Origin of the sequence: Deinococcus pimensis DSM 21231 (assembly GCF_000519345.1) — a bacterium.
Lineage (GTDB): Bacteria > Deinococcota > Deinococci > Deinococcales > Deinococcaceae > Deinococcus_A > Deinococcus_A pimensis.
Genome location: NZ_KI912637.1, coordinates 2688 through 24066 on the forward strand (window position 1 = coordinate 2688; position 21379 = coordinate 24066).

The 21379-nt window shown below is 70.2% G+C and carries 23 protein-coding genes and 1 pseudogene; 15 read left to right on the forward strand and 9 right to left on the reverse strand.

The window, feature by feature from the left end:
* Window positions 1-262, forward strand: a pseudogene (locus DEIPI_RS29695) (DUF1949 domain-containing protein); the annotation flags it as partial.
* Here DEIPI_RS29695 and DEIPI_RS0108545 read toward each other — a convergent pair.
* Window positions 259-1041 (reverse strand): TatD family hydrolase, encoded by a 783-nt coding sequence (locus DEIPI_RS0108545; RefSeq protein WP_027481499.1) that lies wholly within the window; start codon window positions 1039-1041, stop codon window positions 259-261. The pseudogene DEIPI_RS29695 and the gene DEIPI_RS0108545 sit on opposite strands and share 4 nt — an antisense overlap.
* Window positions 1042-1429: 388 nt before the next feature.
* On the opposite strand from DEIPI_RS0108545, the gene DEIPI_RS0108555 reads away from it, so the two are divergent.
* The 3 genes from DEIPI_RS0108555 to DEIPI_RS29700 are packed head-to-tail and all read left to right on the forward strand — an operon-like array spanning window position 1430 to window position 4018.
* Window positions 1430-2008, forward strand: a complete 579-nt coding sequence (locus DEIPI_RS0108555) for a hypothetical protein (protein ID WP_027481500.1) — start codon at window positions 1430-1432, stop codon at window positions 2006-2008.
* Window positions 2005-2886, forward strand: a complete 882-nt coding sequence (locus DEIPI_RS0108560) for an LptA/OstA family protein (protein ID WP_027481501.1) — start codon at window positions 2005-2007, stop codon at window positions 2884-2886. The genes DEIPI_RS0108555 and DEIPI_RS0108560 overlap by 4 nt, the downstream gene beginning before the upstream one ends.
* Window positions 2887-2893: 7 nt before the next feature.
* Window positions 2894-4018: an LptA/OstA family protein gene (locus DEIPI_RS29700; protein WP_245588533.1), complete on the forward strand. Its 1125-nt coding sequence runs from the start codon at window positions 2894-2896 to the stop codon at window positions 4016-4018.
* 51 nt (window positions 4019-4069) lie between these two features.
* Here DEIPI_RS29700 and DEIPI_RS0108570 read toward each other — a convergent pair whose 3' ends face one another.
* A complete protein-coding gene (locus tag DEIPI_RS0108570; RefSeq protein ID WP_027481502.1) occupies window positions 4070-4978 on the reverse strand; it encodes an L-lactate dehydrogenase in 909 nt (302 codons plus the stop codon).
* Window positions 4979-5215: 237 nt separating this feature from the next.
* Window positions 5216-5986, reverse strand: a complete 771-nt coding sequence (locus tag DEIPI_RS0108575; RefSeq protein WP_027481503.1) for an AIM24 family protein — start codon at window positions 5984-5986, stop codon at window positions 5216-5218.
* A 149-nt stretch (window positions 5987-6135) separates the two neighbouring features.
* Here DEIPI_RS0108575 and DEIPI_RS29705 point away from each other — a divergent pair, with 149 nt between their 5' ends.
* Entirely contained in the window at window positions 6136-6510 is a 375-nt protein-coding gene (locus tag DEIPI_RS29705; protein WP_045233948.1) for a hypothetical protein, read from the forward strand.
* 54 nt (window positions 6511-6564) lie between these two features.
* On the opposite strand, the gene DEIPI_RS0108585 is transcribed toward DEIPI_RS29705, so the two are convergent.
* The 3 genes from DEIPI_RS0108585 to ndk all read right to left on the reverse strand — a co-directional run bounded on the left by DEIPI_RS0108585 (window position 6565) and on the right by ndk (window position 8612).
* Window positions 6565-7734, reverse strand: a complete 1170-nt coding sequence (locus DEIPI_RS0108585; RefSeq protein WP_027481504.1) for a pyridoxal phosphate-dependent aminotransferase — start codon at window positions 7732-7734, stop codon at window positions 6565-6567.
* A 147-nt stretch (window positions 7735-7881) separates the two neighbouring features.
* A complete protein-coding gene (locus DEIPI_RS0108590; protein WP_027481505.1) occupies window positions 7882-8070 on the reverse strand; it encodes a hypothetical protein in 189 nt (62 codons plus the stop codon).
* A gap of 125 nt (window positions 8071-8195) precedes the next feature.
* Window positions 8196-8612: a nucleoside-diphosphate kinase gene (ndk, locus tag DEIPI_RS0108595; protein ID WP_027481506.1), complete on the reverse strand. Its 417-nt coding sequence runs from the start codon at window positions 8610-8612 to the stop codon at window positions 8196-8198.
* 84 nt (window positions 8613-8696) lie between these two features.
* Here ndk and DEIPI_RS29710 point away from each other — a divergent pair, with 84 nt between their 5' ends.
* The 4 genes from DEIPI_RS29710 (at window position 8697) to DEIPI_RS0108615 (ending at window position 14164) form a co-directional block, all read left to right on the forward strand.
* The gene (locus tag DEIPI_RS29710) at window positions 8697-10679 is read left to right on the forward strand and encodes an ABC transporter permease (protein WP_169737057.1); all 1983 of its coding nucleotides are present in this window, start codon (window positions 8697-8699) and stop codon (window positions 10677-10679) included.
* A gap of 2 nt (window positions 10680-10681) precedes the next feature.
* Window positions 10682-11596 carry an ABC transporter permease gene (locus tag DEIPI_RS0108605; protein ID WP_027481507.1) on the forward strand — a complete coding sequence of 305 codons (915 nt, stop codon included), beginning with the start codon at window positions 10682-10684 and terminating at the stop codon, window positions 11594-11596.
* Between the two features lie 127 nt (window positions 11597-11723).
* A complete protein-coding gene (locus DEIPI_RS0108610; RefSeq protein WP_027481508.1) occupies window positions 11724-12896 on the forward strand; it encodes a RodZ domain-containing protein in 1173 nt (390 codons plus the stop codon).
* A 152-nt stretch (window positions 12897-13048) separates the two neighbouring features.
* Window positions 13049-14164, forward strand: coding sequence for an AI-2E family transporter (locus tag DEIPI_RS0108615; RefSeq protein WP_027481509.1), 1116 nt, complete (start codon window positions 13049-13051; stop codon window positions 14162-14164).
* 52 nt (window positions 14165-14216) lie between these two features.
* Here DEIPI_RS0108615 and DEIPI_RS0108620 read toward each other — a convergent pair whose 3' ends face one another.
* Complete coding sequence (locus DEIPI_RS0108620; protein ID WP_027481510.1) at window positions 14217-14579, reverse strand: VOC family protein; 363 nt, start codon at window positions 14577-14579, stop codon at window positions 14217-14219.
* Between the two features lie 57 nt (window positions 14580-14636).
* Between DEIPI_RS0108620 and DEIPI_RS0108625 the strand changes: the two genes are divergently transcribed.
* Together DEIPI_RS0108625 and DEIPI_RS0108630 are read left to right on the forward strand one after the other, a co-directional pair.
* Complete coding sequence (locus DEIPI_RS0108625) at window positions 14637-15656, forward strand: aldo/keto reductase (protein WP_027481511.1); 1020 nt, start codon at window positions 14637-14639, stop codon at window positions 15654-15656.
* An 89-nt stretch (window positions 15657-15745) separates the two neighbouring features.
* On the forward strand, window positions 15746-16492 hold the full coding sequence (locus DEIPI_RS0108630; RefSeq protein ID WP_027481512.1) for a chlorite dismutase family protein: 747 nt from the start codon (window positions 15746-15748) through the stop codon (window positions 16490-16492).
* Window positions 16493-16550: 58 nt separating this feature from the next.
* On the opposite strand, the gene DEIPI_RS0108635 is transcribed toward DEIPI_RS0108630, so the two are convergent.
* The gene (locus DEIPI_RS0108635) at window positions 16551-17672 is read right to left on the reverse strand and encodes a S1C family serine protease (RefSeq protein WP_045233949.1); all 1122 of its coding nucleotides are present in this window, start codon (window positions 17670-17672) and stop codon (window positions 16551-16553) included.
* Between the two features lie 115 nt (window positions 17673-17787).
* On the opposite strand from DEIPI_RS0108635, the gene DEIPI_RS0108640 reads away from it, so the two are divergent.
* From DEIPI_RS0108640 to DEIPI_RS0108650, 4 genes are all read left to right on the forward strand, one after another.
* A complete protein-coding gene (locus DEIPI_RS0108640; protein ID WP_027481514.1) occupies window positions 17788-18273 on the forward strand; it encodes an EVE domain-containing protein in 486 nt (161 codons plus the stop codon).
* Window positions 18274-18327: 54 nt separating this feature from the next.
* Window positions 18328-19035 (forward strand): FAD-dependent thymidylate synthase, encoded by a 708-nt coding sequence (thyX, locus tag DEIPI_RS0108645; protein WP_052351667.1) that lies wholly within the window; start codon window positions 18328-18330, stop codon window positions 19033-19035.
* Between the two features lie 244 nt (window positions 19036-19279).
* The gene (locus DEIPI_RS37575) at window positions 19280-19705 is read left to right on the forward strand and encodes a hypothetical protein (protein WP_157463560.1); all 426 of its coding nucleotides are present in this window, start codon (window positions 19280-19282) and stop codon (window positions 19703-19705) included.
* A 121-nt stretch (window positions 19706-19826) separates the two neighbouring features.
* Window positions 19827-21017, forward strand: a complete 1191-nt coding sequence (locus DEIPI_RS0108650) for a YihY/virulence factor BrkB family protein (protein WP_027481516.1) — start codon at window positions 19827-19829, stop codon at window positions 21015-21017.
* 44 nt (window positions 21018-21061) lie between these two features.
* Here DEIPI_RS0108650 and DEIPI_RS0108655 read toward each other — a convergent pair.
* Window positions 21062-21379, reverse strand: a 318-nt coding sequence (locus DEIPI_RS0108655) for a PUA domain-containing protein (RefSeq protein ID WP_027481517.1), incomplete at its 5' end; no start/stop codon positions are given.

The window sequence follows — 21379 nt, forward strand, 5'->3', positions numbered from 1 at the left end:
CGGCGGGAGCGCCGCCGAGTGCCTGCGTCTCGCCGCGCGCGAGACGGTCCGGCCCCGCGCGAAGGTCGTCGCGCGCGTCGGCTTCGAGCACGTCAGCACCCTCTACCGCCTCCTCGGCGACTTCGACCCGCGTCGCGGCGATGAGACCTACGGCGAGCGCGGCCTCGCCCTGCACCTCGACCTCCTCGCGGACGACGTGGAGCGCTTCACGAGCGCGCTGCGCGACGCCACCCGCGGTCAGGCCGAGGTGGAGGTCGTCTAGACCGCGCCGCGCGCGTCCACCTCGCCCAGGCGGTACACCGCGCGCGCGTTCGCGTCCGTGACGGCCTCGAACTCCTCCTCCGGCATCCCGAGCAGGTCCGCGAGGAAACGCAGCGTGTGGCGCACGTACCCCGGACGGTTCGGCTTCCCGCGGTTCGGCACGGGCGCGAGGAACGGCGCGTCCGTCTCCACCAGGATCCGGTCGCGCGGCACGAAGCGCGCCGCCTCGCGGATCTCGTGCGCGTTCCTGTACGTCACGTTCCCCGCGAAGCTCACGTGGAAGCCGAGGTCCAGCCCCGCGCGCAGCAGGCCCGCGTGCCCGCTGAAGCAGTGCAGGATGCCCCGCCCCCAGCCCGCCTCCGTGAGCTGCGCCGCGCAGTCGCGCGCCGCGCCGTCCTGCCCGGCCTTGTCCCGCGTGTGGATCACGATGGGAAGATCCCGACGGCGCGAGAGGTCCAGCTGCCACGCGAGCGCCTCACGCTGAGCCCGCGGCGTCGCCGCGTCCCAGTAGTAGTCCACGCCGCTCTCCCCGATCCCCACCACGCGCGGGTGCAGGCTCAGCCGCTCGATCTCCGCGCGCAGGTCCGCCGAGTCCGACCCCGCCTCCGTCGGGTGCAGACCCACCGTGGCGTACACGTCCCCGAAGCGCTCCGCGAGCGCGACGGCGTTCCGGGCGTGCTCCACGTCCGCGCCGATGCAGACCATCGCCGTGAGGCCCAGCTCACCCCGCGCGGAATCCGGATCGTCGAGGTAATCGAGGTGGCAGTGCGTGTCGATCATGCGCGCAAGGTAGCAGGTGAGCGCGCGGGACATTCAGTTTCCCAGCAGCCTCCACACGAGGTACGCGAGCGCGAGCGGCCCCACCACGAGGGACTCCGCGGCCTTCCAGCGGCCCGCCGTGTCCAGGGAGCGCGGCGGGCGCCCCGAAGGTCAGGAACGCCATGGAGAGGATTAGGAGGCCCATGAAGGGCACGCTTCCCGCCGGTCGTTCGGACTGCCTGGGGGTCTCGTCGCGCTCGGACATCTCGCCTCCCACTCTGCGGCAGACGACGCGCGCGGAGCGTGAAAACCTCGCCCACGCCCTTCCTGACGGCGCGCTGACCCCACCGCACAGGCTCCTCGGTGTTTTCCGCTACCGTTCTCATGAGGGCGCCGCTATGCTGCCTTCGTGCTGAAGTACAGCCCCGTGGTGCTCGCCGTGATCGTGCTGCTCGGCGTGATCGTCGCCCTCATCCCCCGCGGCACGACCGAGGCGTCGTCGGGCGTGGTGCTGCGCGGCGTCAGCCTCAAGCTCTACCCCGCCGCCGACCAGCAGGCCGAGTGGCGCTTCGAGGCGGACACCATCACCGCCGACCCCGAATCCGGGGAGACCACCATCGACAGGCTGCGGCGCGGAGAGCGCTTCGTGTCCGGCAAGCTCGACACGGAGGTCCGCACCGACCGACTCACCATCGATGCGTCGGACAACCTGCGCTCCACGAGCGCGCGGCTCTACATCCCCGCGCAGTGCCTCACGGTCAGCATCAGCGGCACGGACGCGCAGCCCGTCGTCATCGACCAGCAGACCGGCTTCAGCGGCCCGCGCGCCCGCATCCAGTACCCCGACGCGATCTTCACGGCGGGACCCGTGCAGGCCAGCTTCGATCTCAAGCAGGTGAACTTCCAGAACACCTCGCTGCAGGCCAACCTCGACAGCACCGAGCAGTGCGTGAACGGCAAGCTCGTCCCCAGGAGGACCAACCAATGAAACGACTCACCCTCGCCACCCTCGCCCTCGTGGGCGCCGCCCTCGCCGCCCAGGAAGGCTCGCGCGTCCTCAAGATCGAGAGCAAGAACTTCACGGGCGACCTCCGCAACGGCCCCTACACCTTCACCGGCAGTGACGCCGCGCCCATCAAGGCGACGGTCAGCACCCTCAGGATCAGCGCGCCGCGCGCCGTGATGGCCGCGCCCGCCGGCACGCCCATCACGAGCGCCGAGGGCAAACGCACCGCCGAGTTCAGCGGCAACGTCACCGTCGTGCGCGGGCGCCTCACCGCCAAGGGCCCCAGCCTGTCCTACAGCGAGGTCTCCGGCGCGGGCACCCTCAAGGGCGGCGCGAGCGCCGTCTACACCCCCGAGAAGAAGGACGACGACGTCGTCAACATCAGCGCGACCACCATGAGCTTCGACGTGGACACCGACATGAGCACCTCCGAGGGCGGCGTGAAGCTCGTGAACGGCGCGCAGACCGGCACCAGCAGCAAGCTCGTCTTCGACGAGAAGAAGGAGCTCGGCCTGCTCACCGGCAGCGTCCAGATGAACCGCGCCGCGCGCGGCAAGCAGAAACCCCTCGCCATCACCGGCGACGAGGCCCGCATCCTCACCACGAACAAGCTGCTCTACGTCAAGGGCAAGATCCGCCTCGTGTCGGGCGACACGACCACCACCGGCGACCAGATGTTCTACGATGACAGGAAGAACCTCGCCGTGATCGTCGGGAACGCCGTCAGCAGCAACGCCAAGGAAGGCACCAAGGTCACCGGCAACGTGCTCGAGCAGCGCATCGACCTCGGACGCGTCCGTCAGCTCACCGGCGGCTACAAGATCCCCACCGACCAGTTCAAGCTCACCACCGAGAAGTAACGCGACCGTGCCCCAGCGTCCCGAACAGACCCGACCCCGCCGAGGCGGACGCCTGCGTCCCCTCGGGCTCGGGCTGCTCTTCGGCCTCGCGCTCGCGCAGGACACGCCCCCCGCCACGCCCGCGCCGCAGCAGCAGGTCCAGCCCGCCGCGCCGCAGGCTCCTGCCGCACCCCAGGCTCCCGCGGCCCCGGACACCCCGGACGCCCCGGACGCCCCCGAAGGCGCGCAGGACCTGCCCGAGGTGTCCATCAGCGTGGAACGCAAGACGAAGTCCGGCGAGACGCGCGTCATCCGCATCCGCCGCGTCGGCACCGACGAGACCGGCATCGCCGCGACCTGCGCTCCCCGCGACGAGGACCCCGAGGGCACGCCCACCATCACGGTGTACTCCGAGACCACCGCGCGCGGCGTGGAGGTCACGGTCGACAAGAACGTCATCCGCGCGCCCCTCGCGGTCGTCACGAAGAAGGAGGGCGGCGACGGACGCGTCGAGGTGAGCGCCGGCACCGCCCGCTACCTCGACGAGGCGCCGCCAGGAAAGACGGACCGCTTCAGCCTCTGCGAGGTCGAGGTGAACCCGAAGGTGGAGCCCGGCACGGTGGACGTCACGCAGGGCCGCACGAAGCTCAAGGGAAGCAACCTCGTCTACGACGAATCCGACGGCATCGCGCGCATCGCGGGGCCCATCACCTTCGACCGCGAGAAGCTCACCGGCAGCAGCGAACGCATCGAGGTGGACGTGGACCGCGAGACCACCACCCTCGTCGGGAACGTGCAGTTCAAGGACGGCGACCGCACCAGCACCGCCGCCCGCGTCGACTACGACGACACCCGCAACGTCGCCATCATGCGCGGCTCGAAGGAAAGGCCCGCGCAGAGCAGCACCCCGCGCGACACCCTCAAGGCCGAGACGATCCGCTACAACCTCGACACGGGCGAGGTCGTCGCGCTCTCCTCCGGGGGCGGCATCACCGGCACCTTCCAGGACGGCGACGACACGAACGACGCGTCAGGAGCGGGCAACGACACCGGCACGCCCGGAGCGCCCGCGCCCACCACGCCCGACCCTGGCGTACAGCCCATCGCGACGCCGCCCGGCCTGCCCGCCAACCCCACCAACCCCAACCGCTGAGGTCGAACGACGAAAGGCCGCCCACGAGAGGGGCGGCCTTCGCGTTGCCCCTCAGAGCTGCGCCACGGCCTCGCCCAGCACGCCCGCGCTGCGTTCGAGCGCCTCCGACTCCTCCTCCGAGAGGCGCGGCATGAGCGTCGCGAGGACGCCCGCGCCGCCCACCACGCGCGGCAGGGACAGCGACACCCCGTACGTGCTCGGGCCGGACACCGTCAGGACCGCGCGGCGGTCACGCAGCACCGCCTCCGCGATCCGCGCGATCGCCGCGCCCACCCCGTAGTACGTCGCACGCTTCCCCGCGATGATCGAAGCGGCCGCGTGCCGCACCCGGTCGTCGATCTCCGCGCGCACCTCGTCGTTCCACGCGAGGCCCTGACGCTCGAAGAACTCCGCGATCGGCAGGCCCGCGATGTCCGCCGTGGACCACGCCAGCACCTCCGAATCGCCGTGCTCGCCCAGCACGTACGCGTGCACGTGCTGCGGGTCCACGTTCGCGCGCTCCGCCACGAGCGCCCGCAGGCGCGCGCTGTCGAGCACCGTGCCCGACCCGATCACCCGCTCGTGCCCGCCGGCCAGACGCGCCGTGAGGTCCGTCATGACGTCCACCGGGTTCGTCGCGACGAGCAGCACCGCCTCCGGCGCCGCCGCCAGCACCTGCGGCACCACCTCGCGGAAGATGACGGCGTTGCGCGCCAGCAGCTGCAGACGCGTCTCGCCCGGCTGCTGGTTCACGCCCGCCGCGATCACCACGACCCGCGCGCCCGCGAGGTCCGCGTACCCGCCGCTCGTGACACGCACCGCGTGCGACACGGGCGCGGCATGCGCGATGTCCGCCGCCTCCGCCCGCGCGCGCGCCTCGTCGAGGTCCACCAGCACGATCTCCGAACAGCTGCCGCGCAGCACCATCGCGTACGCCGCCGTCGCGCCCACGAACCCCACACCCACGATTCCGACCTTCATGCGAGCAGTGTACGGGTGAGGCGTCGACGGAGGCGTGACGAACGGGTGAAGGCGGTCCGAATACGCTCGGGAGCGGTCCCTCGCTTTCGTCATGGGCGGTGACGCGTCTCCACACTCATGGGCGGAGCGGTCCGGGCGTCCGGGTGGAGCGATCAGCGCGTCTCTGCTTTCATGGGTTCCCACAGCCGGGGCGGCCCGGCTGTTCGGGTTTGTTGCGTCGCGCGTCTCTGCTTTCATTCAGTCGAACAGATCTCCCAGCTGGCGTCCCAGCCCGCCCGAGTGGCCCTGCGAGTGGTCGTCCCCGCCGAGGCCCTGCTCGAACTCCTCGTAGGGCTGCACGACGACGAAGCCGTCGCCCTGGAAGACCATCTGGTACGTCTCCCCGCCGCCCCGCCCGAAGATCGAGCGCAGGCTCGAATCCACTCGCAGCTGCGGCTGGAGGTTCCCGGACCACGCGACCGTCGCGTTGGGGTCGGTGAAGACGGGCTCGTTCGGAGTGACGCGCAGCGTGAGCGGCTTGCCGTGCGAGAGGATCGCGACGAGACCGTGCCCGCGCACGCGGACGCTGAAGAGGCCGCCGGACATCATGCTCGCCACGCGGCGCATCATGGTGATCTCGTGCTGCACGCTGTCCTCGAACGCGAGCAGGTCGTTGCCGTTCACGTTGATGGAGTCGCCCTGGAGCCTGAGGACCGTGATCTCCTTGCCCTGGTCGGCGAGGTAGCACACGCCCTGCCCCTCGATCTTCGCGAGGGGCTCCATCTCCTTGCTCACGGCGCGCACGAGGGCCTTCATGATGCCGCCCTCCAGCATGCCCTCGCGGCGGAAGCTGAGGTTGCCCTTGTACGCCACCATCGCGCCGAGTTTGCTCCACACGCGGCCGCGCACCTTCACCTCCAGCATCTTGGAGCTTTCGAGCTCGAACACGTCGCCGGGACGGTCGCGTTCGGCGGTCTCGCTGAGGAACTGCTGCAGGGAGTGGCTGGCCTGATTCGGGTCGTACGTCATGGAGAACCTCCGAGAAGCACGTACGCGCCCGGCTGCCGCCGGGTTGCGCCGCCTCCCTCAAGCTTACGTGAAGCGGCCCGCGGCGCAACCTGTGACCCTGCTGGGCGTCCTCAAAGCCGGGCAACATGCACGGCCCGCACCATGAAGACATGAAGCCCATCTCGCCCCGCACGCACGGCATGATCGACTACTCGTCCGTCGCGCTGATGCTGGCCGCGCCCAGCGTCCTCGGCCTCAAGGGGCCCGCCCGGCTCCTCTCGTACGCCTTCGCGGGCACGTACCTCGCGGTGAGCGCCCTCACGGACATGCCGCTCGGGGTGAAGCACGCGCTGCCCTTCCCGACGCACGGCAGGATCGAGCTCGCGAGCGCGCCCGCCCTGCTGGCGCTTCCCGCCATGACGGGCGCCCTGAAGGACCCGAAGGCCCGCCTGTACTTCCTGGGGTTGCTCGGGACCGTCGCGACGGTCTACAGCCTCACCGACTGGCAGGGGAACACGCACGAGCCCGCGATGGCGGCGGACTGACGGCAGAAGGGAGGGCGAGGACTCCCGGAGTCCTCGCCCTTCCTGTTCGCCGGGTCAGACGCCGACGCCCGTGAGCTTCCCGATGCGCGCGAGCGCCTCCTCGATCTTCTCGAGGCTGGTGGCGTACGAGAGGCGCACGCGGCCCGGCGCGCGGAAGTCCGTGCCGGGCACCACGGCGACGCGGGCGTCGTCGAGGATGACGCGCGCGGCCTCCAGCTCGTCCGGGTTGATGCTGGTGGTGTCGGCCATGACGTAGAACGCGCCCTGCGGCAGGGGCGTGGGCAGGCCGAGCTCGTTGAGGCCCGCGACGATGCGGTCGCGGCGTTCGCGGAAGAGCCCGCGGCCCCGTTCGATGAAGGCGCGGCTCTCCGGGCTGTCCTGCAGCGCGGCCACGGTGGCCCACTGCGCGACGCTGTTGGCGTTGCTGGTGCTCTGGCCCTGGATGGCGTTCATCGCGCGGATGAGCGGCAGGGGGCCCGCCGAGTACCCGATGCGCCAGCCCGTCATGGCGTACGCCTTGCTGGCGCCGTTGATGGTGAGGGTGTGCTCGGGCGCGAAGGTCGCGATGGAGACGTGCTCGGCGTCGTAGATGATGTGCTCGTACATCTCGTCGGTGACGATGACGAGGCCGCGCTCCACGGCGAGGTCCGCGATGGCGCGCAGGGTCGCCTCGGGGTACACGGCGCCCGTGGGGTTGGCGGGCGAGTTGATCACGATGGCCTTCGTGCGGGGCGTGAGGGCGGCGCGCACGGCGTCCACGTCGAGGTCGTAGCCGTCCTCGGGGCGGGTGTCCACGGGGACGGGCACGCCGCCCGCGAAGGCCACCATCTCGGGGTAGCTGACCCAGTACGGCGCGGGGATGATGACCTCGTCGCCGGGATCGAGGAGCGCGAAGAACGCGTTGAAGAGCGCCTGCTTGCCGCCCGTGGAGACGGTCACCTGATCCGCCGTGTAGCTGAGGCCGTTCTCACGCGCGAACTTGTCCGCGATGGCCTGCCGCAGTTCGGGAACGCCCTGCACGGGCGTGTACTTCGTCCTGCCCGCGCGGATGGCCGCGATGGCGGCCTCCTTGACGTGGTCGGGCGTGTCGAAGTCGGGTTCTCCGGCGGCCATGCTGACCACGTTCACGCCCTGGCGCTGCAGTTCGAGCGCGCGGGCCGTGACGGCCAGGGTGGAGGACGGCTTGAGGCTGCGGGCCTTCTCGGAGAGGTGGACCTCGAACATGGGGGACCTCCGCGGGGCCGGGGCCCCGGTGTCAGTGTCGGGCTGGGCGGCCCGTGGGGGCCGTGACGCGGGCGCGTCCTTCCACAGTGTACAGAGGACACGAACCCGCGGCGAGGGCCGCGGGTTCGTGAAGGGGGCAGGGGAGGGTCAGGCGCTCTGCCGGACGCCGATCTGGAGGTGGCCGTGACCCCCCTCGAGCCGTTCGAGGGCCTCGCGCAGCCGGGCGGCCTTCTCGGGCGTGTCGGTATAGGCGACGTCCACGCCGTTCTCGGTGACGGCGAAGTACTGTCGGTAATGATCGCGGTGGCTGAGACGACGAACACCGAACTGTTTCATGAGTACCCGTATCATGACACTTTTCTTAAGGTTTGCCCAGTAGGTTTTTCACCACGCCCGGGAAGCGTCGTTTCCGGAAACGGCGAGGGCCGACGGCGAACGCCGTCGGCCCTCGTTCAGACGCCTTACTTCAGCAGTTCCGCGTCCGAGAAGAACAGCCCCAGCTCGCGCGCCGCGTCGTCCGCGTTCGCGCTGCCGTGGATGATGTTCTCCCCGATGGTGGTCGCGAAGTCCGCGCGGATCGTGCCGGGCGTCGCGTCCTTGGGGTTCGTGGCGCCCATCATCGTGCGCAGGCCCGCGATGGCGCCCTCGCCTTCCAGGGCCATCGCGACGACCGGACCGCTCGTGATGAACTCCACCAGCTCACCGAAGAAGGGACGCTCCCTGTGCTCGGCGTAGTGCTGCTCGGCCAGCTCGCGCGAGATCACGAGCTGCTTGAGGCCCACCACGCGGTAGCCCTTGCGGATGAAGCGGTCGAGGATCACACCGCTGAGGCCACGACGGACACCGTCGGGCTTGACCATGGCAAACGTACGTTCCATACCGCAGGGAGCATACCCGATCCACGCCCCCGGCGCCATCCGCCCGGCCCCGGCATGACCCCTGCGCGGGCGGGGTTCCGTACAATGACCCTCGTGACGCTCCTCGAACATCGTCCCTCCCGGCAGGCCGCGAACATCAGCCTCGTGTTCGCCGTGCTGGCCGCCGTGGGACTCTTCCTGTTTCCCTACGCGACGGTCGGTCGCGGGTTCGGCGGGGCCTCGACCCTGCTGCTCTTCCCCGGCAGGACGCTCGACCTGACGGGCTTCCCCCCGCAGGTCCTTCCCGCGTTCGGACCCACCCTCGCCTTCGGCTGGGCCGCGCTCGCCGCGCTCGCCGCGACCGCCGTGGCCGCCGTGACCCGCGCGCGCTGGCTGTGGCTCGCGGGCCTCGTCACCCTCGCGCTCGGCGTGCTCGCCGCCGTCACCTTCGAGACGGCCACCGCCGCCGTCGTCCGCGACCTCGTCGCGGGCGGCACGCCCCTGCGCCGCATCCCGCAGGCGAACGGCGCCGCGAACCTCGGCATCTTCACGGTCATGCTCGCGGGCCTCGTCACGACGCTCGCGGGCATCAGCGGCTTCCCCGCGTGGTACGCCCGGCTCAACCGCCTGCGCGCCGCGCTCGTGCCGCTCGTCGCCATCGCGCTCGCCGTCGTGATCGGCGCGGTCGTCGTGCTGGTCATCCAGCCCGTCCCGTCCAGCACGCCCGCCGTCGGCGCGGCCGCGTGGTACGGCAAGATCGACCTCGTGTGGTTCGTGTACACCACGCTCTTTGCGCCCCTCGCGGACCTCGGCGACTTCTTCCAGGCGCTCACGCTCGCCACACCCCTGATCTTCGCGGGCCTCGCGGTGGCCTTCGCGTTCCGCGCGGGCCTGTTCAACATCGGCGCGCCCGGCCAGATCGCGGCGGGCGCCATCCTCGCGATGCTCGTGGGCGTGTACCTCCCCGTGCCCGGCGTGCTGCACGCCGTCCTCACGGTGATCGCCGCCGCGCTCGGCGGGGCGCTGTGGGGCGCCATCCCCGGCTTCCTCAAGGCCCGGTTCGGTTCGAGCGAGGTCATCAACACCATCATGCTCAACTACATCGCCTCCGCGATCTTCATCTTCCTGATCAGCAGCAACACCTTCCCGGTCTTCGGGCGCACCTTCAACCTGCCCTTCAAGCCGCAGGGCGTCAACGAGGCCGTCAGCCAGGAACTCCGCCCCGACGCGCGCCTCGCCCAGATCCCGCAGCTGCTCGGCCTGCAGGCGGGCCAGCCCGGCTTCGTCCCGCTCGCGCCCCTCGCGGCGCTCGTCGTGTTCGCCGCCGTGTACGCCTTCCTCGCGCGCAACCGCCGCCGCCTGCTCATCGCGCTCGGCGCGGCCGTGCTCACGCTGCCCCTCACGTGGACGTGGCTGGGCGTGCGCGTCAACACGTCCTTCAACCTCGCGGGCAGCACCCTCAACCTCGCCTTCCTCATCGCGCTCGCCGCCGTCGTGTTCTTCGCGGTGTTCCTGTGGCGCACCTCCGGCGGGTACGCGCTGCGCGCCGTGGGCCTCAGCCCCAAGGCGGCCGAGTACGGCGGCATCAACGTGGCGCGCTCCACCGTCCTCGCCATGACCATCGCGGGCGCCTTCGCGGGCCTCGCGTCCACCCACTACCTCATGGGCGGCGCGCTCGCCGGGCAGTACCGCCTCACGCAGAACCTCCCGTACCAGAACGTCGGCTTCGACGGCATCACCGTCGCGCTGATGGGGCAGTCCACGCCCGCCGGGGTCGTCGCGGCGGCCGTGCTGTTCGGCACCATCGACACGGGCGGCCTCTACGTGGACCAGCAGCTCGACGCGATCAACAAGGACATCGTGACGGTGCTCAAGGCGCTCATCGTGCTGTTCATCGCGGCGGGCGGCTTCCTGCCCAAACGCATCACCAACCCGCCGCCCGCCGTGCTCCTCCCGAACCTCGCGCGCTCCAGCGCCGAGAACCGCGAGACGCTCGGGAACAAGGCCGAGAACACCAGCGCGCAGGCCGGTGAGGGCCCGCCCGCCACCGAGGCGAACGACCCCCGCAACGACGGAAGGGACGCCTGAGCATGGACTTCCTCCAGAACCTCTTCACCCTCGCGTTCCTCGCGACGCTCATCCGTTCCACCGCGCCCCTGCTGCTCGCCGCGCTCGGCGGCCTCTACAGCGAACGCTCCGGCATCGTCAACATCGCCCTGGAGGGCATCATCATCTTCGGCGCGCTCGCCGGGGCCGTCATCACCGAACGCGTGGAGGGCTCGCTCGGGGCGCTCGCCCCCTGGATCGGCTGGCTCGGCGGGGCCGCCGTGGGCGGACTCGTCGCGTGGATCCACGGCGTGATCAGCATCAAGTACCGCGCGGACCAGATCATCAGCGGCACCGCCGTGAACCTCCTCGCGCTCGGCGTGCCGCCCGTGCTGCTCGGCGCGCTCTACAACAGCGCCACCGACTCCAAGCGCGTCGAGAACGCCCTCCCGCTGTGGGGCTTCGGGGACGTGCTGCGCTTCTCCCCGCCCGTGTTCTTCGCGTTCCTGATGGTGGCCGTCACGTGGTACGTCCTCTACCGCACCCCCTACGGCCTGCGCATCCGCGCGACCGGCGAGCACCCGCAGGCGTCGGCCAGCATGGGCGTGAACGTGCGCCGCGTCCGCTACGGCGCCGTCGTCATCTCCGGGCTGCTGGCGGGCACGGCGGGCGTGTTCCTCTCCATCGGCAACCTCGACGCCTTCACCCGCAACATCAGCGCCGGGCAGGGCTTCATCGCGCTCGCCGCGCTGATCTTCGGGCAGTGGCGTCCGCTCGGCGTGCTCGGCGCGACCCTGCTGTTCGGCTTCCTGCGCGCCCTGTCCATCCAGCTCGGCGGCGCGCAGGTGCTCCCGCCGAGCCTCGTGGAGGCGCTGCCGTACCTCATCACGATCCTCGCGCTGGTCTTCACGGGCCGCGCCGCCGCCCCCCGCGCGGTCGGCAAGCCCTTCGACGGCTGAACTCCGCGGTCGCCGGGCGGGAGGAGGGCGTGTCCCTCCTCCCGCCCTCATGAGGCGGGTCTCTCACATCGTCCACTTTCTCTCAAGGTTCTGCTCACCTGACGTGGTACGGTGACCGTGAGGCACAATGCGTCCAGGAACCATCGGAGAACAGCTAAGGGCCGCGCGCGAGGCCACCGGTCTCGACCTGCGCGAATTCGCCACGCGAACCAAGATCCGCATCGACTACCTCACCGCCCTCGAAGAGGGCAACATGAGCGCCCTGCCGGAACGGCTCTTCACGCGCAGCTACCTCCAGAGGTACGCCCACGAGCTCGGCCTCGACGAGAACGCCCTGCTCGCGGAGTTCGACCGCGTCGTGCCGCAGCGTCCCGAGATCGCGCAGGCGCTGCGCGGACAGCTGCATCAGAAGCGCGCCCCCGTCCTTCCGGTCGGCCCGATCCTCGCGGCCCTGAGCGGCCTCGTCGTCGCGGGCGCGCTCGGCTGGTGGGGCTACTCCGCGTGGCAGGCGGGCGCGCAGAGCGCCGCCGAACCCGAACCCGCGCAGGAGCAGGTCGCCTCGACGCCCGCCGCCCGCAACGTCGCCCTCACGGTGGACAGCACGCCGCGCGGCGCGAAGGTCTACCTCGACAATCGTCTGCTCGGGCTCACGCCCGTGCAGGACTTCCCGCTCGAAGCGCGCGGCGCGGGCCGTCTGCGGGTGGAGCTCACGGGCTTCAAGGCCGCGTCCGGCACCGTCCGTCTCGACGCCGACCGCCGCGTCACCGCCGACCTGCGCCGCGACGGCGACAAGGAAGCGTCCGCGCTCAAGGGCGTGTCCGCCGAGGCCGCGCCCGCCGCCACGCCCATCGCGGGTACCCAGCCCGGCACGACGACCGACGCGGGGAGCGCCACCTCCGAGGGGGCCAAGCCCCAGGCCACGCCCACCGCCGGGCAGAAGCCGGGCGCGGCGGCGCAGAAGCCCGCCACCACCGACACGACCGTCACCACGACCGTCGTGCCCGACCAGACCGCGCCCGCGAAGACGGACGCGGTGAAGACGGACGCGGCGAAGCCCGCCACGCCGCAGACCGCCGCGCAGGGCGTCGAACTGCAGTTCCGTGGCCTTTCCTGGGTCCGCGTGACGAGCGCGTCCGGACAGGTCCTCTACGAGGGCACGCCCGCCGTCGGGTCCAGCCGCACCTTTCCGAAGGGCGTGAAGGTCCGCGCCGGGTCCGCCGGGGCGGTCCTCGCGAGGACCGGCACTTCTCCCGCCGCGCCGCTCGGCGGGGCCGGGCAGGTCGTCGAACGCCGCTACTGACCGCCCGTGTGAGCGGACGAGAGGGCACCCCGCGCGGGTGCCCTCATCGTGTCTGGAGTCAGGCGGGGCGCGCGGTCCGGGCGTGTTAGCGTGACCGCAGGCGCCGCGTCGGCGCCGAAGGAGTCCAACGCGCCCATGACCCAAGGTTCCGCATGACCCAAGATTCCAGGCCGAACGCGTTCGCGCTCGTGTGGCGCAACCCCTACGTGCGCGTCGTGGTGTTCGCCGTCCTCGCGTACCTCACGTACCGCTTCATCGGACGCATCGCCAGCGTCCTCACGCTCGCCGTGATCGCCTACATCGTCGCGTACCTCGCCAATCCCTTCCTGACCTGGCTGGAGCGCAGACGCATCCGGCGCGGCGTCGGCATCCTGCTCGTGCTGCTCATCCTGCTCGGCCTGCTCGCGCTCGCGTCCACGCTGCTCGTCGCGATCGTCGGACAGTTCGCGCAGCTGCTGCAGCAGCTGCCGCAGCTCGTGGAGCAGGGCAACCAGCTCCTCGGGAGACTCAACGTGTGGGCCGAACGGTTCCGCGGCGCCCCGCTCATCGGGGACCTCCAGAATCAGATCACGAACTTCACGCAGAACGGCGCGGCCACCCTGCAGCGCAACGTCCTGCCGTTCGTGCAGCGTCTGCTGTCCACCAACGGACCCCTCGTGGGCGGCCTCTCGGCCGCCGCGGGTTGGCTCGGGAACTTCGTCGTGATCCTCATCCTGAGCATCTACATGATGGCGGGCTTCGACAAGGTCGGTCTGACGCTGCTGCGCGCCTTCCCGCGCCGCTGGCAGCCGCGCGTTCTGGAGGTCGCGGACAACGTCGAGACCGCCGTCGGCGGGTACCTGCGCGGTCAGATCCTCATCGCCGCCGCGGTCGGCACGATGGTCGGCGTGGGCCTCGCGATCATTGGGGTGCCGCAGGCCGCCGCGATCGGTTTCATCGCGGGCGTGTTCAACATCGTCCCGTACCTCGGCGTGATCATCGGCATCACGCCCGCGCTGCTGCTCGCGCTGCCCTTCGGCTGGCTGAAGGTGGTGCTCGTGATCGTCGTGTTCGTCGTCGCGAACCAGATCGAGGGCAACTTCCTCTCGCCGTACATTCTGGGCCGCACGACGGACCTGCACCCCATCACGGTGATCCTCAGCATCCTGATCGGGCTGGGCCTCTTCGGGATCGTGGGGGCGCTCGTGGCGGTGCCGCTCGCGGCGCTCGGCAAGCTGCTGCTTCAGGAGTACTGGTATCCGAGCCGGGTGTACAAGGAAGGTCCCTGACAGGACAGGGACGTGGGCGGCGTCACGGAAGTCCGTGGCGCCGTTCTTCGTGTCAGAGTCCCTGCTGGAGGAGCTCCACCTGCCGCCCGTCGGGGTCCGCGACGAACGCCACGGGGTTGCCGCCGGGGGAGAGGTGCAGGTCCCGCGTGAACGTCACGCCGAGCGCGCGCAGCTCCGCGATGCTGGCGTGCAGGTCCGGCAGTTCCAGCGCGACGTGCTCCATCCACGACGAGGTGGGCGCGACGGGCTCGGGAACGGCGAAGAACTGGAGCTTCCCGCCCCCCTCGAACTGCACGACGAGCCGACGCAGCCCGTCCCCGGAGACGACGTCCTTGACGGGCCGCCCGCCGAGCCGCGCGTAGAACTCGACGACGGCCTCGGGGTGGTGGGTGAGGAAGGAGACGTGTTTCAACATTTCCCCACAGTACCTTTGTCCCCCATGCCATTCGCCGCGCGCGCCTAGAATTCCCGCATGGACTACCGTCAACTGCTCGGCACGGACCTGCGCGTGAGCGCGCTGGGGTTCGGCGTCTGGACCGTCGGGACGACGTGGTGGGGCGTGAAGGACGAGGCGCTCGGCGTGCGTCTCCTCCAGCAGGCCCTCGACCTCGGCGTGACCTTCTTCGACACGGCGGACACGTACGCCAGCGGGAACGCCGAGGAGATCCTGCGCAGGGCCCTCGGCGACCGCCGCGACGAGATCGTCATCGCGACGAAGTTCGGCTACGACATCTACAACCACCCGGAGCGTCCGGGGCAGCAGGAGCGCCCGCACGACTGGTCCCCGCAGTACATGCGAAAGGCGCTGGAGGGTTCGCTGCGTCGTCTGGGCACGGACCGCGTGGACTACTATCAGCTGCACAACTGCCGCCTCGACGCGATCCGCCGCGACGACCTTTGGGCCGAGCTGGAGCGCGCGAAGGACGAGGGCCTCGTCCGCGCGTACGGGACGGCGCTGGGGCCCGCGCTGAACGAACGGCAGATTGAGGAGGGCGTCGCGAGCGTCGAGGAGCGCCGCGCGCCCACGCAGATCATCTACAACCTGCTGGAGCAGGTGCTCGGTGAGAAGATCCTGCCCGTCGCGGAACGTGAGGGCGTGGGCGTCATGGCGCGCGTGCCGCACGCGAGCGGTCTGCTGGAGGGCTTCATGACGCTCGACACGAAGTTCGAGCCGGGTGACCACCGCAACTGGCGCCTGACCACCAACGAGCGCCGCAAGGCCTGGATGGAGGACGGCCTCAAGAAGGTGGACGTGCTCCGCGAGCGCTTCCTGGAGGGCCGCACCCTCGGTCAGCTCGCGATCCAGTGGGCGCTGCGTTCCCCCGCGATGGCGTCGGTGCTGCCGAACATCTACGACGAGGCGGGCCTGAGGGACTACGCCGCCACCTTTGGCGCGCGGCCCCTCACGGACGCGGAGTTCACGGAGATCCAGTCGCTGTACGCGGACAACTTCGGCCTCACCACGAACCTCGTCGGGGAGACGATCCGCTGATGGCGGACGAGCAGCAGCGGCCACAGGGCGCCCCGGAGGGCGCCCCGCAGGGCGGCGGACGTCCCGGCGCGGGCGGTGGCCGTCCGAAGATGATGGTGGACCTCGACCCGAGCGGTCAGGTGACGCAGCGCGAGCCGGACCGCGCGAAGCGGCAGTTCCTGAACTACGCGTTCTTCAGGCTCGACCCGGCCTTCCGGCGCCTGCCGCGCGAGGAGCAGGCGGAGCTCAAGGCGGAGTTCGCGGCGGCGGCGGCGTCCTGGGAGGCGGAGGCCCCGCGCGAGGCGGGCCGCATCCAGCGCTCGTACTCCCTCGTGGGCGTGCGCGGCGACGCGGACTTCATGTTGTGGCGCATCGCGTTCGACGTGCGTGACTTCACGGAGGCGCAGGGCCGCCTGAACCGCACGCGCCTCGCGGGCTACCTGACGCAGCCGTACAACTTCATCTCGATGCAGAAGCGCAGCCAGTACGTGAACCGCGTGGAGGGCAGCGGTCACGGGCTGGAACTGCTGCCCGGCGAGGGGCAGTTCCTGTTCATCTACCCCTTCGTGAAGACCCGCGCGTGGTACGACCTGACGCCGCTGGCGCGTCAGGGCATGATGGACGAGCACATCCACGCGAGCACGCCGTTCAAGGGCGTGCGGATCAACACGAGCTATTCCTACGGCATCGACGATCAGGAGTTCATCGTGAGCTTCGACAGCGACTACCCGCAGGAGTTCGTGGATCTCGTGCATCGTCTGCGCTACACCGAGGCGAGCAACTACACCCTGTCGGACACGCCGATGTTCACCTGCGTGAAGCGCACCGTCGACGAGATCCTCGCGGACCTCGCGTAGACGCGCGGCGAAGGAGGGCGCCCCCGGTCAGCTCACCGGGGGCGCCCTCCTTCACGCTTCAGGGCTGGTCGTAGTTGATGGACGCGCGCGGCGCGAGCTTCACGTCCACCTTCACGCGCTTCCCGTCGCGCAGGACCGTCAGGGCGACCGTCTCGCCGACGCGCTTCTGACGGATCTGGAAGAGCAGGTCGTTGAAGTTCCCGGTGGGCTGCCCGTCCACCGCGACGACCACGTCCGCGACGAGGCGACGGTCCGTGTTGTCGCCGCTGCCCTCGGGCACGGCGCGTTCGCTGCGCAGGCCCGCCTCGGCGGCGGGAGTGCCCGCGTAGACCCGGCCGATGACGGCGCCACGCCCGCCGAGGAAGCTGGCGTGCTGCGACTCGCTCACGCCGAGGGCGGGCACGTCGCGCTTCTCGCCGCGCCGCAGGGCCCGCACCGTCTCGTCGACGGACGTGACGGGCACCGCGTAGGACGCGAGGGTCTCCACGTCGTCCGGGTTCTGGTTGAGGCCGAACGCGCCGTCCGCGAGGCGGATGTAGCTCACCACGCCGATCGCGCGGCCCGCCGAGTCCACGATGGGTCCGCCCGAGTCGCCCGGCGCGAGCGGCGCGTTCATCTCCAGCGTGCCCTGCGGGAAGTCCGCGCGCGCGGCTTCCGCGCCGAGCCTCAGCAGTCGGCCCCGGCGCGGCTGGAGGAACTGCCCTCTGCTGTTGCCGACCGCGAGGACGCGCTCCCCGATGCGCGGGGAGCGCTCGGCGAGCTGGAGGTACGGGACGGTGCCGCGCACGTTCGCCTTCAGGACGGCCACGTCGCGCGCCGCGTCGAAGCCCACGACCTCCGCGCGGAAGCGCTGACGGGACACGGTCGTGACGTTGAGGAACTTCGCGCCCTCGATGACGTGGTAGGCGGTGAGCAGGGTCCCCTTGGAGTCGATGAAGAAGCCCGTGCCGATCGCGTCGGGCGCGCCGTACACGTCCTGGCTCTGCTCCACGCGGACGCTGGCGGGCCGCGTCTTGCGGAAGAGGTCCTGCGCCTCGGCGGGCAGGTCGGCGGGGGACTGGAGGCGTGGGATGGGGCTGAAGTCGAAGTTGAACTCGAAGGGCCGCCCGGACTCACGTGGCGCGAAGTACAGGCCCACCGCGACGAGCAGCAGGATCGGAAGCCACGGAGAGCGGCGCATACCCGCACTGTAGTGGCGTGTCCGCGCGGCCAAGGTGCGCGACCCTACCCTGGCGGGTCCGGAGGTGCGCCCGCCGACAGAGTCAAGATTTCCTGAACCGATTACCATGAGGGGCGTGCGTTACTGGCTGCTCAAGTCCGAACCGGACGTCTTCTCCTTCGCGGACCTCACCCGGGTCGGGCGCGAGCCGTGGAACGGCGTGCGCAACTATCAGGCGCGCAACTTCCTGCGCGAGATGAGCGTGGGCGACCTGGCGCTCTTCTATCACAGCAACACGAAGGCGCCGGGCGTGGCGGGCGTGGCGCGCGTGATCCGGGCCGCGTACCCGGACGACCTGCAGTTCGACGGCGCCAGTCCCTACTTCGATCCGCGCAGCTCCCGTGACGAGCCCCGCTGGAGCATGGTGGACGTGGCGCCCGTGCGTCCGCTCGCGCGGCTCGTGACACTGGACGAGCTGCGCGCCCTGCCCCAGCTCGCGGACTTCGCGCTGGTGCGGCGCGGCAACCGCCTCAGCGTGCTGCCCGTGACGCCCGCGCAGATGGAGGCGGTGCTGCGCGCGGGCGGCCTGAGCCTGGAGGCGCTCGTCGGGGAGCCGGTCTGACGTGGCCCGACCGCGTTCATCTCCTTCACGCCCTCCTCATGTACGCTGGGCCGCATGACCGCCATGACCGCCGAGAAGATCCTGTACCCGCTCGCCGACGGCGTCGGAAGCGTCGCGCTCGTCCAGCACGTGGGGGACGACAAGTCCGTGGTCAACGCCGCCCGCGTCTCCTTCGGCGGGGACAACAGCCTCCCGCTCGACGCGCGTGACGAGAAGCTCATCCGCTACCTCCTGCGCGAGAAGCACGGCAGTCCCTTCGAGCACAACCTCATCACGTACAAGATCGTCTGCCCCATTTTTGTCGATCGGCAGATGGTCAGACATAGGGTTGGCGTCAGCAAGAATGAAATCTCGGGGCGCTACGTGGAGGTGCAGGAGCGCGTCTACACCCCCGCCGAGTTCCGCAGGCAGGCGCGCAGCAACCGTCAGGCGTCCGTCGTGGACGAGGAGGGCACCATCGATCAGGCGGAGGCGCACGACGTCTGGGCGGGCGCGTGGCGCACCGCCTACGAGGCGTACGAACGGCTCCTCGCGCTCGGCGTGACCCGCGAGCAGGCGCGCGGCGTGCTGCCGCAGGCGATGTACACCGAGAGCTACTGGACCTTCAACCTGAGGAGCCTGCTCCACTTCCTCGGCCTGCGCGACCACAAGGGCGCGCAGTACGAGACGATGCTCTACGCGCGCGCGATGGCCGAACTCGCCGAGCCGCTCTTCCCGGTGACGTTCGGGGCCTGGCGGGACCTGCAGGCGGGAGCGCACTGACGCCCCAGGCCCGAACCGGCTGGCCCCCCTGCTGGGCGAAGACTGAGGAGCTGCAGGCGGAAGCGCACTGAAGGGACCCCTTGAGCGGGTCGGAACATCCGCTGGTGAAGGATGATTCGCCTCTGTGAGAGTCCCATTCGATAGTGGGTCTTTTGTTGAATATCAACATGCGAGAAGTAAGCACGTTGTACGATGGAGTTGCTGTTATGACAGCAACTCCACTTGTAATATAAATGATTTACAAATGAAAAAATCCATCAGTTTTACAATGATCAGTGCTTATTTGTTTATATCCTCGACGATTTCTGCGATAGCAGGGGTCAGAGTGGTGAGCATGTCAGAACTGAGAAAAGTGCCAGTGCGGCAGAGAATGACGGAGACACCACCTTATGGAGGAAAATTTGGGACAAGTATTTCAAAGAAGACCGGGAAATTGAGGATAGCAGTAAAAGAAAAGGGCGACTATGCTATTTTTTGTGGCCGAGCATATGAAGATTATCCCACCGGAACCGCCTGGGAGCCCCGCCCTGGGCAATTCCAGATCAACGGGCAGAACTACCCGGTCGGCCGGGAGGGCCAGAAGGCCATCGGCTTTCCTGTGGAACGCGCGATCTCATTCACGGGAGTGTGCCAGGCTGGCACGGAACTCCTGCTCTTTAAACTCAAATAAACCCTGAACCCGCGAGCCCGGCCCCTGCACCCGGGCTCGCTTCGCGTCGTGGGCGCATCTCCTGCGGGTCCCTTTAGCCTCGCCATATGACCCGCACGCCTGGCGCTCCTACAGTTGGGGCGTGACGTTCGACGATGCCCGCGCGATCCTCGTGGATTCCTTCAAGGCCTTCGGCCAGGACAAGGCGCCGCGCCTCGGCGCGGCGCTCGCCTACTACGCCATCTCGTCCATCGGTCCCCTGCTCGTGCTGCTCGTGTCCATCGCGGGCCTCTTTCTCGGTCGGGACGAGATCCGCCAGCAGCTCTTCCAGACGATCGGCAACGCCGTCGGGAGCGGCGCGAACGTGGAGCAGGTCCTCACGCCCCTGCTCGACAGCGCCAGCAAGTCGGGCACCAACATCCTCAGCAGCGTCCTGAGCTTCGTCATCCTGTTCTTCTCCGCGACGGGCCTGTTCGTGCAGCTGCAGGACGCCATCAACACCCTGTGGGGCGCGGACCCGGCGCCCGTGTCGGGCTTCTGGAAGGTCGTGCGATCGCGACTGGTGTCCTTCGTGCTGGTGCTGCTGTTCGTGGTGCTGATCCTCGCGTTCGTCGTGGGCAACACGATCCTGTCGGCGTACGCCTCGCAGCTCGGAGACATCATCGGGGCGGGCGCGATCTTCGCGCGGATCGGGACGCTGCTGCTCTCCGTGGCGCTCTTCACGGGCATGTTCAGCGTGGTGTACCGCTACCTGCCGGACGTGAAGCTCTCGTGGAGCGACGTGCGCTTCGGCGCGTTCGTCACGGCGGTGCTGTTCACGATCGGGCAGGCGCTGATCGGCTTCTACTTCGGGCGCTTCGGCGGGACGAGCGTGCCCGGCGCGGTCGGTTCGCTCGTGGTGCTGCTGCTGTGGATCTACTACTCCGCGCAGATCCTCTTCCTCGGCGCGGAGATCACGTGGGTGCACAGCCAGCGGCTCGGCTCGCGCGCCGGGGGCGTCCGCAGCCCCGAGAAGAAGCTCGCGCTGGCCCGCGCGGGCAGCGACATCGACCCCACGCCCAGCCAGGCCGAGCTGGAGGCCGCGCAGAAGACGCCGAACTCGCCCGTGCCCGCCACCACCCCGACGCCCGCGCGTCCCGGTGCGACCGGCATCGGTGGTGGGGGCGCGCCCGCTGCCACGAACGCCGCGTCCCCCGCGCGTGGCCCGGCGGGACCACTGCCCGGTCCCGGCAGCCTGCTGTCGCGCGGGGTGCTGGCGCTGCTCGCGCTGCCCGCTCTGCCGGTCGTGATGCTCATCCGCGCCCTGTCGGGCCGTGGACGCCGCGCGTCCTGACGCCCCGGTTCGAGGGGCCCCCGGAACTCGCCGGGGGCCCCTCGTCATTCCTGCGGCTGGAGCAGCACGAGCTGGTTGCGGTGCACGACCTCGTCGAAGTCCTTCGTGCCGAGCGCGCCCTCGATCTCGTGCGTGGCGAGGCCCCGGATGCGCTCCACGTCCGCCGCGGAGTAGTTCGAGAGGCCCTGCGCGACCGGCCCGGAGGGCCCGTGGACGCGCACCACGTCCCCGAAGTCGAAGCTGCCCTCCACGCGCGTCACGCCCCTCGGCAGGAGGGACTTGCCCTTCAGGAGGGCCGCGGCGGCCCCCTCGTCCACGTGGACCGCGCCGCGCGGCGTGCCGTGCAGCAGCCAGCCGCGCCG

Excerpts from the sequence above, each read along its gene's own strand:
- DEIPI_RS0108560 (WP_027481501.1), top strand. The coding sequence starts at position 2,005 with ATGAAACGACTCACCCTCGCCACCCTCGCCCTCGTGGGCGCCGCCCTC.
- DEIPI_RS0108620 (WP_027481510.1), bottom strand. The coding sequence starts at position 14,579 with ATGTTGAAACACGTCTCCTTCCTCACCCACCACCCCGAGGCCGTCGTC.
- DEIPI_RS0108635 (WP_045233949.1), bottom strand. The coding sequence starts at position 17,672 with ATGCGCCGCTCTCCGTGGCTTCCGATCCTGCTGCTCGTCGCGGTGGGC.
- DEIPI_RS0108630 (WP_027481512.1), top strand. The coding sequence starts at position 15,746 with ATGATGGTGGACCTCGACCCGAGCGGTCAGGTGACGCAGCGCGAGCCG.
- DEIPI_RS0108570 (WP_027481502.1), bottom strand. The coding sequence starts at position 4,978 with ATGAAGGTCGGAATCGTGGGTGTGGGGTTCGTGGGCGCGACGGCGGCG.
- DEIPI_RS0108615 (WP_027481509.1), top strand. The coding sequence starts at position 13,049 with ATGACCCAAGATTCCAGGCCGAACGCGTTCGCGCTCGTGTGGCGCAAC.
- DEIPI_RS37575 (WP_157463560.1), top strand. The coding sequence starts at position 19,280 with ATGAAAAAATCCATCAGTTTTACAATGATCAGTGCTTATTTGTTTATA.
- DEIPI_RS0108585 (WP_027481504.1), bottom strand. The coding sequence starts at position 7,734 with ATGTTCGAGGTCCACCTCTCCGAGAAGGCCCGCAGCCTCAAGCCGTCC.
- DEIPI_RS0108590 (WP_027481505.1), bottom strand. The coding sequence starts at position 8,070 with ATGAAACAGTTCGGTGTTCGTCGTCTCAGCCACCGCGATCATTACCGA.
- DEIPI_RS0108610 (WP_027481508.1), top strand. The coding sequence starts at position 11,724 with ATGCGTCCAGGAACCATCGGAGAACAGCTAAGGGCCGCGCGCGAGGCC.
- ndk (WP_027481506.1), bottom strand. The coding sequence starts at position 8,612 with ATGGAACGTACGTTTGCCATGGTCAAGCCCGACGGTGTCCGTCGTGGC.
- DEIPI_RS29705 (WP_045233948.1), top strand. The coding sequence starts at position 6,136 with ATGAAGCCCATCTCGCCCCGCACGCACGGCATGATCGACTACTCGTCC.
- DEIPI_RS0108575 (WP_027481503.1), bottom strand. The coding sequence starts at position 5,986 with ATGACGTACGACCCGAATCAGGCCAGCCACTCCCTGCAGCAGTTCCTC.
- DEIPI_RS0108625 (WP_027481511.1), top strand. The coding sequence starts at position 14,637 with ATGGACTACCGTCAACTGCTCGGCACGGACCTGCGCGTGAGCGCGCTG.
- DEIPI_RS0108545 (WP_027481499.1), bottom strand. The coding sequence starts at position 1,041 with ATGATCGACACGCACTGCCACCTCGATTACCTCGACGATCCGGATTCC.
- DEIPI_RS0108605 (WP_027481507.1), top strand. The coding sequence starts at position 10,682 with ATGGACTTCCTCCAGAACCTCTTCACCCTCGCGTTCCTCGCGACGCTC.
- thyX (WP_052351667.1), top strand. The coding sequence starts at position 18,328 with ATGACCGCCATGACCGCCGAGAAGATCCTGTACCCGCTCGCCGACGGC.
- DEIPI_RS29710 (WP_169737057.1), top strand. The coding sequence starts at position 8,697 with ATGACCCTCGTGACGCTCCTCGAACATCGTCCCTCCCGGCAGGCCGCG.